The organism is Stenotrophomonas sp. P5_B8, assembly GCF_054049855.1.
Window position 1 is genome coordinate 1 of sequence record NZ_JBFULO010000071.1, and the last position, 13,628, is coordinate 13,628.

Annotated in this window: 14 protein-coding genes; 3 read left to right on the forward strand and 11 right to left on the reverse strand. The window is 67.9% G+C overall.

Translation table 11 applies throughout. The features are described 5' to 3' along the window. The 3 genes from ACXJKH_RS06210 to arfB all read right to left on the reverse strand — a co-directional run. The coding region (locus ACXJKH_RS06210; RefSeq protein WP_457318702.1) for a M3 family metallopeptidase at nucleotides 1-1,988 on the reverse strand (1,988 nt) is incomplete at its 3' end. 151 nt (nucleotides 1,989-2,139) lie between these two features. After that, complete coding sequence (locus ACXJKH_RS06215; RefSeq protein ID WP_457318716.1) at nucleotides 2,140-2,700, reverse strand: lysophospholipid acyltransferase family protein; 561 nt, start codon at nucleotides 2,698-2,700, stop codon at nucleotides 2,140-2,142. A gap of 46 nt (nucleotides 2,701-2,746) precedes the next feature. Continuing rightward, nucleotides 2,747-3,178, reverse strand: coding sequence for an alternative ribosome rescue aminoacyl-tRNA hydrolase ArfB (arfB, locus tag ACXJKH_RS06220; protein ID WP_256775266.1), 432 nt, complete (start codon nucleotides 3,176-3,178; stop codon nucleotides 2,747-2,749). A gap of 139 nt (nucleotides 3,179-3,317) precedes the next feature. On the opposite strand from arfB, the gene ACXJKH_RS06225 reads away from it, so the two are divergent. Further along, on the forward strand, nucleotides 3,318-3,878 hold the full coding sequence (locus ACXJKH_RS06225) for a DUF2059 domain-containing protein (protein WP_457318704.1): 561 nt from the start codon (nucleotides 3,318-3,320) through the stop codon (nucleotides 3,876-3,878). A 229-nt stretch (nucleotides 3,879-4,107) separates the two neighbouring features. Here the strand turns inward: ACXJKH_RS06225 and ACXJKH_RS06230 are convergent, their stop codons facing one another. From ACXJKH_RS06230 to ACXJKH_RS06245, 4 genes are read right to left on the reverse strand one after another with little or no spacing between them, the layout of a single operon-like run. Beyond that, nucleotides 4,108-4,839, reverse strand: a complete 732-nt coding sequence (locus ACXJKH_RS06230) for a pseudouridine synthase (RefSeq protein WP_457318718.1) — start codon at nucleotides 4,837-4,839, stop codon at nucleotides 4,108-4,110. A 55-nt stretch (nucleotides 4,840-4,894) separates the two neighbouring features. Then, nucleotides 4,895-5,479, reverse strand: coding sequence for an O-methyltransferase (locus ACXJKH_RS06235; RefSeq protein WP_457318705.1), 585 nt, complete (start codon nucleotides 5,477-5,479; stop codon nucleotides 4,895-4,897). Nucleotide 5,480: 1 nt separating this feature from the next. Continuing rightward, on the reverse strand, nucleotides 5,481-7,139 hold the full coding sequence (gene ubiB / locus ACXJKH_RS06240; protein WP_457318706.1) for a ubiquinone biosynthesis regulatory protein kinase UbiB: 1,659 nt from the start codon (nucleotides 7,137-7,139) through the stop codon (nucleotides 5,481-5,483). After that, nucleotides 7,136-7,777, reverse strand: a complete 642-nt coding sequence (locus tag ACXJKH_RS06245; protein ID WP_256775270.1) for a ubiquinone biosynthesis accessory factor UbiJ — start codon at nucleotides 7,775-7,777, stop codon at nucleotides 7,136-7,138. Before ACXJKH_RS06245 ends, ubiB begins: the two co-directional genes overlap by 4 nt. Before the next feature lie 144 nt (nucleotides 7,778-7,921). On the opposite strand from ACXJKH_RS06245, the gene ddlA reads away from it, so the two are divergent. After that, on the forward strand, nucleotides 7,922-9,022 hold the full coding sequence (ddlA, locus tag ACXJKH_RS06250) for a D-alanine--D-alanine ligase (protein WP_457318709.1): 1,101 nt from the start codon (nucleotides 7,922-7,924) through the stop codon (nucleotides 9,020-9,022). Nucleotides 9,023-9,120: 98 nt separating this feature from the next. On the opposite strand, the gene ACXJKH_RS06255 is transcribed toward ddlA, so the two are convergent. The 3 genes from ACXJKH_RS06255 to oleC all read right to left on the reverse strand — a co-directional run bounded on the left by ACXJKH_RS06255 (nucleotide 9,121) and on the right by oleC (nucleotide 12,000). After that, entirely contained in the window at nucleotides 9,121-9,276 is a 156-nt protein-coding gene (locus ACXJKH_RS06255) for a DUF1328 domain-containing protein (protein WP_038691201.1), read from the reverse strand. Between the two features lie 61 nt (nucleotides 9,277-9,337). Continuing rightward, nucleotides 9,338-10,348, reverse strand: coding sequence for a 2-alkyl-3-oxoalkanoate reductase (gene oleD, locus ACXJKH_RS06260; protein WP_457318711.1), 1,011 nt, complete (start codon nucleotides 10,346-10,348; stop codon nucleotides 9,338-9,340). Further along, the gene (gene oleC / locus ACXJKH_RS06265) at nucleotides 10,345-12,000 is read right to left on the reverse strand and encodes an olefin beta-lactone synthetase (RefSeq protein ID WP_457318713.1); all 1,656 of its coding nucleotides are present in this window, start codon (nucleotides 11,998-12,000) and stop codon (nucleotides 10,345-10,347) included. Before oleC ends, oleD begins: the two co-directional genes overlap by 4 nt. Nucleotides 12,001-12,103: 103 nt before the next feature. Here oleC and ACXJKH_RS06270 point away from each other — a divergent pair, with 103 nt between their 5' ends. Then, entirely contained in the window at nucleotides 12,104-12,529 is a 426-nt protein-coding gene (locus ACXJKH_RS06270; RefSeq protein ID WP_137191336.1) for a YkgJ family cysteine cluster protein, read from the forward strand. 128 nt (nucleotides 12,530-12,657) lie between these two features. Here the strand turns inward: ACXJKH_RS06270 and ACXJKH_RS06275 are convergent, their stop codons facing one another. Further along, nucleotides 12,658-13,557 carry an alpha/beta fold hydrolase gene (locus tag ACXJKH_RS06275; RefSeq protein ID WP_457318715.1) on the reverse strand — a complete coding sequence of 300 codons (900 nt, stop codon included), beginning with the start codon at nucleotides 13,555-13,557 and terminating at the stop codon, nucleotides 12,658-12,660. Between the last annotated feature and the right edge of the window lie 71 nt (nucleotides 13,558-13,628).

The window sequence follows — 13,628 nt, forward strand, 5'->3', positions numbered from 1 at the left end:
GCATCATGGTCCAGCACCTCGGCCCAGAAGTAGGCGTAGTAACCGGCCGAATAGCCACCGCCCCAGATGTGGTCGAAGTAGGTGGTGCGGTAACGCGGCGGCACCTGCGGCAGGTCGACCTTGAACTTCTTCAGCGCCGCCGCTTCGAACGGGGCCACGTCCTGCAGCGGCGCGTCGGCCGGCTGGGTGTGCCAGGCCAGGTCGAGCAGCGCCGCCGACAGGTACTCGGTGGTCGCATAGCCCTGGTTGAAGGTGCGCGCCTTGAGGATCTTGTCGACCAGCGCCTGCGGCATCGGCTCACCGGTCTTGTAGTTCTTGGCGTAGTTGGCGAACACCTTCGGGTCCAGCGCCCAATGCTCGTTGAACTGCGAGGGGAACTCGACGAAGTCGCGCGAGGTGCTGGTGCCTGCGATGGACGGGTACTTCACCTTGGAGAACATGCCATGCAGCGCGTGGCCGAACTCATGGAACATCGTGGTCACATCATCGAAGCTGAGCAGCGCGGGCTGGCCGGCGGCGGGCTTGGTGAAGTTGCACACGTTGTAGACCACCGGCTTGGCACCGGTCAGGCCGTCCTGTTCGACGAACACGTCCATCCAGGCGCCACCGGACTTGCTGTCACGCTTGAAGTAGTCGGTGTAGAACAGCGCCAGCGACGTGCCGTCCTTGTCGAACACCTCGTAGACCTTCATGTCCGCGTGGTAGGTCGGGATATCGGTGCGCGGCTTGAAGGTGATGCCGTACAGCTGGGTGGCGGCGTAGAAGACGCCGTTCTGCAGCACGTTGTCCAGCTCGAAGTACGGCTTGATCTGCGACTCGTCCAGGTCGTACTGCGCCTTGCGCACCTGTTCGGCGTAGAAGTCCCAGTCGGACGCGGCCAGCTTGAAACCGCCCTTCTGGGCGTCGATCACTTTCTGCATTTCGCCGATCTCGCCACGCGCCTTGGCGGTGGCTGCCGGCACGGTGTCAGTCAGCAGCTTGAGCGCGGCGGCCGGGGTCTTGGCCATCTGGTCGGCCAGGCTGTAGGCGGCGTAGTTGTCGAAGCCGAGCAGCTTGGCCTTCTGCGCACGCAGCTGGGCCAGCCGCTGTACGGTCTGCCGGGTGTCGTTGGCATCGCCCTTCTCGGCGCGGGTTTCGGAGGCCTTGAGCACGGCGGCGCGCTGGTCGCGGTCGCTCAGCGAGGCCAGTACCGGCTGCTGGGTGGTGTTCTGCAGCGGCAGCACGTACTTGCCGTCCAGCTTGCGGTCCTTGGCATCGGCGGCGGCGGTGTTGATCGCATCCTCGTCCAGGCCGGCCAGCTTGGCCTTGTCATCGACCACCACCGCACCGGCGGCGGTGGCGGCCACCAGGCGGGTGTGGAACTGGGTGGCCAGCGTGGTTTCTTCCACGTTGAGCTTGCGCAGCGAGGCCTTGTCGGCATCGTTCAACTGCGCGCCGGCACGCACGAATTCCTGGTAGTCACGCTCGACCAGGCGCAGCTGCACCGGGTCCAGGCCCAGCGACTGGCGCTGGTCGTAGACGCTCTTGATGCGGGCGAACAGCTTCGGGTCGAGGTTGATCTCGTCCTGGTGGTCGGCCAGCTTCGGGGCGACTTCTTCCTGGATCTTCTGGCGCGCCTCGTTGGTATCGGCCTGGACCAGGCCGAAGAAGATGCGCGACACGCGGGTCAGGGTTTCGCCGCTGCGCTCCAGCGCTTCGACGGTGTTGTCGAAGGTGGCCGGTTCGGGGTTGTCGGCGATCTTGCGGACTTCGGCCAGGTGCTGCTTCATGCCTTCATTGAAGGCCGGCAGGTAGTCACTGTCCTTGATCTTGTCGAACGGCGGCGCCTGGAACGGCAGCGTGCTGGCGCTCAACAGGGGGTTGGTGGACGCATCGGCCGGCTGTTGCGCGGCGGGGGTCGGGGTATCGGTCACGGGGGTGGACTCCTTGCCGGAACAAGCCGCCAGCGCCAGGCTGATGGCAGCGGCCAAAACTACGGTACGCGACATGAAACGGGCTCCTTGGAATGGGATGCGGCTGCGGAAAACCGCAGCCGATCACCCTACTCCGATTGCCCGGAAGCGGCATGTGCCGGACGTGGCGCATGGCTGTGCGGCGCCCGCCGTGAACGGGGCCGGCGTCTCCCGGCCCGGTCCGGCCTCAGACGGTGCCGCGGTTCTTGCCCTGCCAGGGCCGGTAGTAGTCGCGGATGGCGGCCATGTCGGCGGCATCATCGCCGGTGGAATAAAACAGCGGGCCGATCCCGATGGTCTTTTCCGGGTAATGGAAGTAAGCCGCCAGCACCGGCACGTCGGCCATCCGCGCGATCTTCAGGAACCCGGCCTTCCAGTGCGTCACCGCCTTGCGGGTGCCTTCGGGGGTGATCGCATACCACATGCGTTCGGAGCCGCGGATCAGGCTGACCGCCTGTTCCACCGTGCCCTGCGGCGAGCTGCGGTCCAGCGGGATCACGCCCAGGGCGCGCAGCAGCGGCGACAGCGGCCACCAGAACAACGAGGCCTTGCCCAGCACCTTGACCTGCATGCCCAGCGCGATCTTGGCCGCCATGCCCCAGAACCCGTCCCAGTTGGAGGAGTGCGGGGCAATGATGAAGACCAGCTTGGGCACGTCCGGGAAGGTGCCCACCACTTTCCAGCCACCCAGGCGCAACGTGCAGCGCGCCAGYCAGCGGAGGAAGCGGTTGGGTTTGACCTGCGGCATGTTGGGCGGAACGGCCGGCAACAGCGGACTTCGGTTGTTCAAGCAATCACTCCCAATTGCGTGTGGTGCGGCCGCGCTTGATCTGCGCGCGGCCCTTTTTTTCATCCAGGCGGCGCAGCTTCGCCCCGTACGACGGCTTGGTGGCCACGCGCGGCTTGGGCACGCTGAGGCTGGCCTGGATGAACTCGGCCAGGCGCTCGCGCGCATCCTCGCGGTTGCGGTCCTGGGTGCGAAAACGCTGGGCATCGATGACCAGCACGCCCTCGCCGGTCATGCGTCGGTCGCGCCGGGCCAACAGGCGCGAGCGCAACGGTTCGGGCAGCGACGGCGAGCCGGCCACGTCGAAACGCAGTTCCACCGCGGTGGACACCTTGTTGACGTTCTGCCCGCCGGCGCCACTGGCGCGCACGAAACGCTCGACGATTTCCGCGTCGGGAATCGACAGATGTGCGCTGACGGTGACTGGTCCGGTACCCATGGGCGGCATTGTAAAGGCAGGACGCGTGCCGAGGGTGAGCCCAACATCCCCGATGACGCCGATAACGTCCGCAAAATGCAGCCTGATGACATCCCGGCGGGTATCCTCGGGACTCCATGCAACGCAGGATGCTCCGCACATGCTTTCGATCCGTCCGCTGACCCTTACCGGCCCGACCCGTCCCCGTCGTGGCCTGATCCGCCTGGGCCTGGTACTCGCCCTGGGCCTTGCCGCCGTGGCCCCGGCCATCGCCGCGCCGCCGTCCGATGCCGACATCAACCGGCTGCTGGCCGCCTCGCGCGCGCAGACCATGCTGGACAGCATGCTGCCGCAGATCGAGGCGATGCAGCGCCAGCAGTTCCAGCAGGTCGCCCAGCAGCGCCAGCTCGATGCGCAGCAGCAGGAACAGATGAAGCGCATGGAGGCACGCACCACCCAGACCATCCGCCAGGCGCTGTCCTGGCAGCAGCTGCGGCCGATGTACGTGGACCTCTACAAGAAGAGCTTCAGCAAGGAAGACGTGCTGGCGATGGCCGAGTTCTACGAGAGCTCGGCCGGACAGAGTCTGCTCGACAAGACCCCGGCGCTGATGCAGAACGTGATGGTGGCCATCCAGGAAAAGATGCAGCCGCTGTTCGTGGACCTGCAGAAGGACCTGGAGGAAATCATGAACGAGAAGCCGGCCCCGGCGAAGAAGTGACCCCGTAGAGCCGACCGTTGGTCGGCTGCACGATCCCGGGCACCGCATGTAAAGCATGCCGACCGTTGGTCGGCTGCAGATATCCCGGGCACCGCATGTAAAGCATGCCGACCGTTGGTCGGCTGCACGATCCCGGGCACCACATGTAAAGCATGCCGACCGTTGGTCGGCTGCAGATGTCCCGGGCACCGCATGTAAGGCAGCCGACCAACGGTCGGCTCTACGCGGGTCAGGCCGCGTCCCAGCCGAACAGATCCATCGCCTTGCGGAACTCCCCCTCCGCCGGCGCGCTGACGTCCATCGCGGTGCCATCGGGGTGTGGGAACCGCAGGCGTTCGGCGTGCAGCAGCATGCGGTGGATGCCCTGCATGCGGAAACTGCGGTTGTGGCGGCCATCGCCATGGCTGGTGTCGCCGATCAGGTGGTGGGACAGGTGCTTGAGGTGGCGGCGGATCTGACGGAAGCGGCCGGTCTGCGGTTGGCAGCGCAGCAGCGCATAGCGCGAGGTCTCGAACTCGCCCACCGGCACGGCGATCTCGCCCACGGCCACCCGCTGGAAATGGGTGATGGCCTGCTTCTTCACCGGCTTGCCGGGGCCGCCATCGAGGTCATGGTCGACGGTGAAGATGTCTTCGGCCGGCCAGCCACGGCAGATCGCCAGGTAATCCTTGGTCACATCGCCGCCCATCAGCGCTTTGCCGAGCACGCTGGCGCTTTCGCGGTCGAAGGCCAGCAGCAGGCAGCCGCTGGTGGCGCGGTCGAGCCGGTGGACCAGGAAGATCGGCTTGCCGAGCTGGTCGCGCAGGCGGTCGGCAAGGAAGTCGTCTTCGCCACGGGCCAGCTTGCTGTCGTGGACCATCAGCCCGGCGGGCTTGTTGACCACGGCCAGGCGGTCGTCCAGGTGCAGCAACTGCAGGGGCGCCACTGCGGGCGCGAGGTCGGTTGCGGTGTCGGTATCGATGTCGTTCACCGACCGATTATCCCCGCCCACTGCAGGCAGCGCCAACAAAGGCGATTCAGGCGACGTCACGCACCGCGATCAGTTCGCCGTTGCCGATCGGCACCCGCACGCAATGGAACTGCGGATCGCGGCGTACCTGTGCCTCGAAGGCCGCCATCTGTTCGGCATGCGAGACGGCATTGTCGACCACCAGCAAGCCACCGGGACGCAGCACGCGACGCAGGTCCGGCCACCAGCCCAGGTACTGGCTGCGTTCGGAATCCAGGAACAGCAGGTCGATGCTGGCCTCGGCTGCGGCACCCAGCCACACACCCGCATCGATGTGGATAAGCTCGATCTGCGCGGCCAGGCCGCTGCGCGCGAAGGTGGCCGTCGCCAGGGCGATCTTGTCGGCGGCGTACTCCAGCGTGGTGACCTGCCCGCCGACAGCCGCAGCGGCCTCGGCCAGCCACAGCGTGGAATAGCCGTTGGAGGTGCCGATCTCCAGCACCCGCCGCGCGCCGGTGGCACGCACCAGCACACCCAGCAGCTCGCCGGTGTCCGGGGTGATGTTGAGCATGCGCTGGGCACGCTCGGTATGGCTGGCATCGTGGTCGGCGCCGAACCGGGCCAGTTCGTCCTTCAGTGCCTGCAGCGTCATCTCAGCGGCGCCACCACGCGCTGGCCAACGAGAACAGACCGGCCGCGCCACTCACCCAGCTCCACACCGGTGCATCACCGAAGTACCAGCCGCCCGGCTGCATGCCGTACAGCACCGCCGCGACGATCAGCAGGCCGACACCGGCGATCGCGGCGACCGCGCGCTTCTGCAGCTTCTGCAGGTTGGTGTTGAGCGCGACCAGGTCCTGCGAGCGCATCGACAGCTCGTGTCCGCCTTCCACCTGCTGCTTCAGCCAGGCGTGTACCAGGCGCGGCATGTCCGGGGTGTGGGTCATGATTTCCGGCAGCCGCTTGCGCAGCTCCTTCAGTACCCGGCGCGGGCTGTAACGCTCGCGCAGGATGCGTTCGAGCACCGGCCGGGCCACCGCCCAGATGTCCAGTTCCGGATCGAGCTGGCGGCCGACGCCTTCGATGTTGAGCAGGGTCTTCTGCAGCAGGATCAGCTGCGGCTGCAGGGTCAGTTCATAGCGCTGGGCCACGCGGAACAGCTTGATCAGCACCTCGGCCAGCGAAATCTGCGACAGCGGCCGGGTGAAGTAGGGTTCGCACACCGAACGCGCCGCCGCTTCCAGCTCGTCGATACGCACGTTGCCCGGCATCCAGCCCGCTTCAACGTGGAGCTCGGCCATGCGCCGGTAATCCTTGTTGAAGATCGCCATGAAGTTCTCGGCCAGGTAGTACTGATCCTCCTGCGAGAGCTGGCCCATGATGCCGAAGTCCAGCGCGATGAAGCGCGGGTTGTCGCGGCGCGCCGGATCGAGGTCGACCCAGATGTTGCCGGCGTGCGCATCGGCGTGGAAGAAGTTGTCGCGGAACACCTGCGTGTAGAACACCCGCACGCCCTTGGCCGCCAGCGCCTTGCGGTCGATGCCGGCCTTGTCCAGCGCGACGATATCATCCGACGGAATGCCCCACACCCGCTCCAGGGTCAGCGCGCGCTCGGCGGTGTGGCTCCAGATCACTTCCGGAACGTACAGGTCGTCCGAATCCATCCAGTTGCGGCGCAGCACGCTGGCGTTGGCGCCTTCGCGTTGCAGGTCAAGCTCGGCGGCCAGGGTGTTCTCGACCTCGGCCACCACTTCGCGCGGGCGGATCTTGTCGGCGCGCGGATGGGCGCGCTCGACCAGCGCAGCGGCCGAGGTGAGCAGCGCGATGTCGGCATCGATCTGCCGTTCGATATCCGGGCGCAGCACCTTGACCACCACCTGGCGGCCGTCGGCCAGCGTGGCCGCGTGGACCTGGGCGATCGAGGCCGAGGCCAGCGGCTGCAGGTCGAAGCTGGCGAACGCCTCGCTGACCGGGCGGCCGAGCGCCTGCTCGACGATGCGCTGGGCGGTCGCGCCGTCAAACGGCTTGACCCGGTCCTGCAGCAGGGTCAGCTCGTTGGCCACATCGGCCGGGATCAGGTCGCGGCGGGTGGACAGGATCTGCCCGAACTTGACGAAGATGGGGCCGAGGTCCTGCAGCGCCAGGCGCAGCCGGGCACCGCGCGACTGCGCGGCGATATCGGCCGAGGCGCGCGGCACGAACGGCTTGGCCAGGCGCAGCCAGCGCTCCAGCGGGGTGTCCTGCAGCAGATCATCCAGGCGGTAGCGCAGGATCACCCGGCCGATGCGGGTGGCGCGGAACATCGCCTTCATGCGCGCACCTGGCGCAGGCGCTGTACCCGGGCGGCGATGCGTTCCACATCGTCGCGCATCACATCCACGTCGTCGTGGAAGGCTTCCAGTTCTGCTCGCGGTACCACGTCGCGGGACTCCTCGGTGACATATTCGGCGGCGCTGTGCGCCAGGTCGGACGCGCCACGGCGCGCATGCTGCAGCGCCGAGCGCAGGCTGTTGGCGATCTGCACGCCCAGCACCTCGCCGAACACGCGCACGAACGGCTGCTGCCAGTCCGGATCGAAACGGCTGGCCAACTGCTGCAGGCGCCGGGCCAGCTCGGCATCGCCGGAGACCTTGACCCGCCCGGCCGGGGCGTCACCGCCGCGGCGCGCATTGGCCAGGAACGGCAGCTGCGCAAGCACGCCGCCCAGGGTGCTGCGCACGGCCAGGTCCGGCTCCTGCTGCGCATCCACCGGGCCCACGGTCAGGCGCTCACCGTCGACCCCGATACGCATCGCCAGCGAAGGGGATTCCAGGGTCAGCGCAATGTGCCGGCCATCCAGCGCACCCAGCGCGCTGCGCGTGTCCGGGTCCAGCGCCAGCGCGCGGTTGAGCGCCAGCTGCAGCGCATTGCCGGCCAGCGGTTTGAGGGAACTGAGGAAGGAACGGGCCATCGCTGCATTCTACTCGGCCCATGGCAGCGCCGGACCGCCGTACGTGCGCCGAGGCTGACGCGAGCATGAAGGCCGGTTCCACTGCAGGCCGCTGACCGGTTCATGCTATGGACCCACACACCAGGCGCAGGAGCGGCAACAGGCATGGGCAAGACCCGGGTAGGCATCATTTTCGGTGGCCGTTCGGCCGAACACGAAGTGTCACTGCAGTCGGCCAGGAACATCGTGGACGCATTGGACAAGACGCGCTTCGACGTGACCCTGATCGGGATCGACAAGCAGGGCCAGTGGCATGTCAGCGACCCGCAGGCCTTCCTGCTGCACGCCGATGACCCGGCGCGGATCGCCCTGAACCGCTCGGGCATTGCGGTGGCCGTGCGCCCCGGGGTGGCGCGCCAGCAGCTGGTGCCGACCGATCCGGCCACCGCACTGGAGCAGATCGATGTCGTGTTCCCCATCGTGCACGGCACGCTGGGCGAGGACGGCTCGCTGCAGGGCCTGCTGCGCATGGCCAACCTGCCGTTCGTGGGCTCCGGCGTACTCGGCTCGGCGGTGGCGATGGACAAGGACGTGGCCAAGCGCCTGCTGCGCGACGCCGGGCTGGCGGTGGCACCGTTCGCCTGCTTCAACCGGGCCAGCGCAGCCAACGCCGACTACGCCGCGCTGGTCGCGCAGCTGGGCTCGCCGCTGTTCGTCAAACCGGCCAACCAGGGCTCGTCGGTCGGGGTGAGCAAGGTGGACAGCGCGCGGGAATTTCATGAGGCTCTCGCGCTGGCGCTGTCCTATGACCACAAGGCGCTGGTGGAGACGGCCATCGACGGCCGCGAGATCGAGTGCGCGGTACTGGGCAACGACCGCCCCGAGGCCAGCGTGTGCGGCGAGGTGGTGCTGCACGACGCGTTCTACTCATATGACACCAAATACATCAGCGAGACCGGTGCGGACGTGGTGGTGCCGGCGGCCATCAGCGACGCCGACCAGCAGCGCATCGGCGACATCGCGGTGCGCGCCTATCAGGCGCTGGATTGCGCCGGTCTGGCGCGGGTGGATGTATTCCTGACCCCTGCTGGCGAGGTGGTCATCAACGAGATCAACACCCTGCCGGGCTTCACCCGAATCAGCATGTATCCCAAATTGTGGGCGGCCAGTGGGCTCGATTACACGGCCCTGATCAGCCGCCTTCTGGACCTGGCCCTGCAACGGCATGCGCAGGAGCAGGCGCTGCGCAGCTCGATCACCGCCTGATACGGCGACGGCCCGACGCGCTTTCGCACGCCGGGCCGTCACAAGGCAATGGCTGGGCAACCCGCGCCGGAGAGAGGGAGCGCGGGCTGCCCGGCGGACTAGCCTCGCTTGCGGAACATCGACACCACCGCCAGGATCAGGAAGACCACGAACAGGATCCAGGCGATGTTGCTGGCGGCACCGGCGATGCCGGAGAAGCCAAGCACCGCCGCGATGATGGCGATGACAAAAAAGATAACGGCGTAATGCAGCATGTCGATCCTCGCGTAATGCGTGCCGGATTGGCGTGCTGCAATCTTCACCAAACCGCGGTGTTCAGGAAGTGATGGCGTCCTGTGCGTGCGATGAAGACTTCAGCCTCGTGAGGCCTTCGTCAATGCTCACCTGCGGCACGTAGCCGAAGTCCCGACGCGCCGGCGCCATGCTGTACCAATGTGGGGTGCACAGCTGCTCGGCAAGGAAGCGGGTCATCGGCGGTTCGCCGCGCAGGCGCAACAGCGGCCACAGCCGCTCGGCCACCGCGCCGATGCGATAGGCGGTCTTGAAGCTGATCGACTTGTGCACCGCTGGCGCGCCGACCGCAGCCAGCAGCTTGTTGAGCAGTTCCTTCATCGGCAGCGGTTCGCCGTTGGAGATGAAGTACGCCTTGCCCGCGCACGCCGCGCCCGGGGCAAGGTGTTCGAAGGCAAGGAAGTGCGCCAGCGCAGCGTTGTCGATGTAGGTGGTATCGACCAGATTGCTGCCGTCCCCGACAAAGCGCAGCCGACCGGCGCGCGCACGCTCGGCCAGGCGCGGCACCAGCTGCTGGTCGCCCGGCCCCCAGATCAGCCGCGGGCGCAGTGCCACGGTGGCCAGGGTGGCATCGTTGGCGGCCAGCACGCGCTGCTCGGCAAGGGTCTTGGTGGCCGCATACGGCGCCTGGAAGTCTTCGCCGTAGGGCACTTCATCGGCGCCCAGGCCTTCCACCGGGTGGGTGGCGCGATGGGTCACGCTCGGCGTGGAGGTGTAGACCAGCTTGCCCACGCCATGCGCGCGGCAGGCAGCGATCACGTTGTCGGTGCCGACCACGTTGGCCTGGAAATAGCTGTCATAACTGCCCCACGCGCCGGCCTTGGCGCCGTTGTGGAACACGGCATCGACCCCGGCCACCGCGTGGCGCACCGCATCGGCATCGGCCAGGTCGCCGCGGATCTGGCCCACGCCCAGTGCGGCCAGCGGCGGATAGTCGCCGCGGTTGAAGCTGAGCACCTGATGGCCCCGCTGCACCAGCCCACGGCACAGCGCCTGCCCAAGGAAGCCACCCCCACCGGTCACCAGGATTCTCATGCGCGCGTGTCCACGTGGGTTGCGGCCCAGACAGCCAGCTTCTCGCGGCCGATCTTGGCGTTGTGGCGGATATCCACCGGGAAGCCGGGATGCATCAGGAACTGTTCGATGCGGGGGGTGTGCGGGTGTGCATCGGCCTCGCGACGCAGGCGTTCGCGCAGCGCAGGGGTATCGGCACCGCCGGGTTGCAGCTCCACGCACAGCACCGGGCGCTGGCGACCCGCCGCACCGACGCCGACCAGCGCGGTGCGGGCGATGCCGTCGAGCGCATTGAAGACCGGTTCGACCTGTTCGGTGTACATCGGCCCCTGCGCGGTTTCCAGGCGCTGGGTCTTGCGACCGCAGAACCACAGCCGACCCTGCGCATCGAAGTAGCCGACATCGCCCATGCGGTGCACTACGCGCGCGCTGCCATCGGCGAGCACTTCGCCGATCTTGGCCGCGGCAGTGGCCTGCGGGCGGTTGAAGTAGCTGTCGGTCGCGGTGGGACCGGCCACGGTGATTTCGCCGACCTCGCCCACGCCCACCTCACGCACCTGCGACCAGTCCGGCAGCGGCGCGTCGTCGATGGCGATGATGCGCACCAGGTTGGGCGCCACCACGCGCCCGACGCAGGTGCCGGCCCCGGCTTCGGTGGCCTGGCGGGTGCTTTCCAGCTCGCGGCCTTCGATCACCGCCACCGGCAGGCACTCGGTGGCGCCGTACGGCGTCCAGAACTCGGCGTCGGCCGGCAGCAGACGGCGGATCCGGGCGACCACGTCCGGCGGCACCGGCGCGCCGGCCGAGGTCACCCGGCGCACGCCCGTCAGCGGCTGGCCGTGGTCGGCCAGCACCCGCATCAGCGCCGGTGAACCGAACAGCTGGGTGATCCCGAAGCGGGCGATCGCATCGAGCAGCTTGCGCGGGTCGGCCTTGGCCGGGCGCGTCGGGTCCATGTCCGGAATCACCGAGGTCAGGCCCAGCGCCGGATCGAACAAGGCGAACGGCGGGAAGGTCGGCAGGTCCACGCCACCGGGCTCCATGCCGAAGGCCGACCGCAGCAGCTCCACCTGGCCCACGAAGTGCCGGTGGCGGTAGACCACGCCCTTGGGCACGCCGGTGGAGCCACTGGTGAACAGGATCGCGGCAACGTCGTCGCCCTCGGTGGACGCCATCGGCTGCGGCGCGCGCGCGCCCTCGGCCTCGATCCGGGCCAGCGTGGTGCCGCCCCAGCCCCAGCGCMGGCCGACGGTCACCAGGGTCTTCGCTCCCGGGCACCAGCGCAGCACCAGCCGCGCCACGTGGGCCAGGCCGATGCCGATGAAGGCCTGCGGCTGCGCCTCGTCCAGGCACTGTTTGAGGGCGCGCTTGTCGATACCGGGGTCGACCAGCACCGGCACTGCGCCGTTCTTGAACAACGCGAACATCAGCAGGAAGAACTCCGGCGAGGGCCGCACCATCACCACCGCGCGCACACCGCGGCCGATGCCGTGGGCAGCCAGGCCGGCGGCCATGGCGTCGCTGCGCGCGTTGAGGGTGCGGTAATCGAGGGTGACGTCGTAGGCGGCCATGCCGCCTGCACCGGGCTTTCCGGGGCAGCGGATGGCGATCTGGTCGGGGCGTTCACGGGCCAGCTCGGGCAGGCGCGCGGCAATGTTGGTGGCGGCGTTCATCCGTTCATTGTCGCCGCTGCAGAAAAATCTTGCGCGGGCGGCCACGGCATGGAAAATTCGCGGCCTTCCCTCCTGCTCGATTGCCGCCCAAGGCCGGTCCCCCATGTCCCATCCCTGCCTCACCTGCGGCGCCTGCTGCACCCAGTACCGTGTGGCGTTCCACTGGATGGAATCGGACGAGGTCACCCCCGGCGGCGTGCCGCACGAACTGACCCAGGTGCTGGACCCGCACCGGCTGTGCATGCGCGGCACCCTGTCCAAGCCGGTCTACTGCGTGGCGCTGGATGCGGAGATCGGGGTCTATTCGCGCTGCAGCATCCACCCCAACCGCCCCAGCGTGTGCCGCGAAGTGGACGCCTCGTGGGAGTACGGCAAGGCCAGCCCACAGTGTGACAAAGCGCGGGTTGCGCACGGCATGCCGGCCCTGACCCTGGCCGATTGGCGCTGGCGGGACGCGGCGGACAATGACGATGATCATCCCGACGACAACGGCAGCTCGCCGGCGCCGCAGGCGCCGATCGCGGCGTGAGGGTGTGCGTCCGGGGGTGATGGCCCGGCGCGAAGGGCAGCCGACCAACGGTCGGCTCTACGGGTGGGTTCCGACCCGATCAAACGTCGGTACCCACCGGTTGCTGGGTAGGTGACGACCGTTGGTCGTCACCCCGGYCAAATCGGGTTTGCGTCCAAAAACGCCCGGATCTTCGGCACCAGCACCTCGTGCTTGTCTTCCAGCACGTAATGCCCGGCATCCTCGAAGGCGTGCACCTCGGCCTGCGGCAGCGCGGCCTGGAAGCCGGCCAGGAAGTGGTGGTCGAACACGAAGTCGCGCAGGCCCCAGCCGATGAAGGCGGGGCGGTCGGCGTACGACGGCAACGTCTGGCCGGAGCGCTCCAGCAACGACCACGCCTTGTCGGCCGGCGACAGGGGGATGTCCTGCATGAAACGGATGGTGCTGATGCGGTTGGCGTAGCTGTTGTACGGCGACACGTATGCGCGGCGCACGTCGGCCGGCATCTTGCGCTCCACGCCCAGCCACGAGGCACCGGCGGAGAACGCGTTGAAGGTGCGGATGATCCACTCCCCCACCGTCCAGTGACGGCCCAGCGCGATCTGCCACGGCATTTTCTTCGCAGCCGGCATCGGGAATGCCGCCGTGTTGAGCACCACCAGGCGCTTGACCTGCGCGTGGTGCGACAGCGCCCAGCCAAAGCCGATCATGCCGCCCCAGTCGTGCACGGCCAAGGTCACCGGGCCGATGATGCCCAGGTGCCTGAGCAGCGCGTCCAGATCGTCCACGCGCGACTGCAGCGTGTAGTCGTAATGCGCGTCATCGGGCTTGTCCGACAGGCCCATGCCGATGTGGTCGGGCACGATGCAACGGTATTTGTCCGACAGCCCCGCCACCAGCGTGCGCCAGTAATAGCTCCACGACGGGTTGCCGTGGACCATCACCACCACCTCGCCATCGCGCGGACCTTCGTCGAGATAGTTCATCGACAGGCCGGGGCGCACCTCGAAGCGSTGCGGATGAGCGGGGTAACCGGGAAGCTGGGGCATGCAATCGCACCTGTAAAAAGGGCCGGTAGTACCGGCCCTTGGATTCAACGTAGCAATCCAAGGGCCGGTAC

Coding starts and splice junctions, on each gene's coding strand:
- ACXJKH_RS06235 (WP_457318705.1), bottom strand. CDS start 5,479: ATGACGCTGCAGGCACTGAAGGACGAACTGGCCCGGTTCGGCGCCGAC.
- ACXJKH_RS06270 (WP_137191336.1), top strand. CDS start 12,104: ATGTCCCATCCCTGCCTCACCTGCGGCGCCTGCTGCACCCAGTACCGT.
- ACXJKH_RS06225 (WP_457318704.1), top strand. CDS start 3,318: ATGCTTTCGATCCGTCCGCTGACCCTTACCGGCCCGACCCGTCCCCGT.
- ACXJKH_RS06255 (WP_038691201.1), bottom strand. CDS start 9,276: ATGCTGCATTACGCCGTTATCTTTTTTGTCATCGCCATCATCGCGGCG.
- ubiB (WP_457318706.1), bottom strand. CDS start 7,139: ATGAAGGCGATGTTCCGCGCCACCCGCATCGGCCGGGTGATCCTGCGC.
- ACXJKH_RS06245 (WP_256775270.1), bottom strand. CDS start 7,777: ATGGCCCGTTCCTTCCTCAGTTCCCTCAAACCGCTGGCCGGCAATGCG.
- oleD (WP_457318711.1), bottom strand. CDS start 10,348: ATGAGAATCCTGGTGACCGGTGGGGGTGGCTTCCTTGGGCAGGCGCTG.
- ddlA (WP_457318709.1), top strand. CDS start 7,922: ATGGGCAAGACCCGGGTAGGCATCATTTTCGGTGGCCGTTCGGCCGAA.
- arfB (WP_256775266.1), bottom strand. CDS start 3,178: ATGGGTACCGGACCAGTCACCGTCAGCGCACATCTGTCGATTCCCGAC.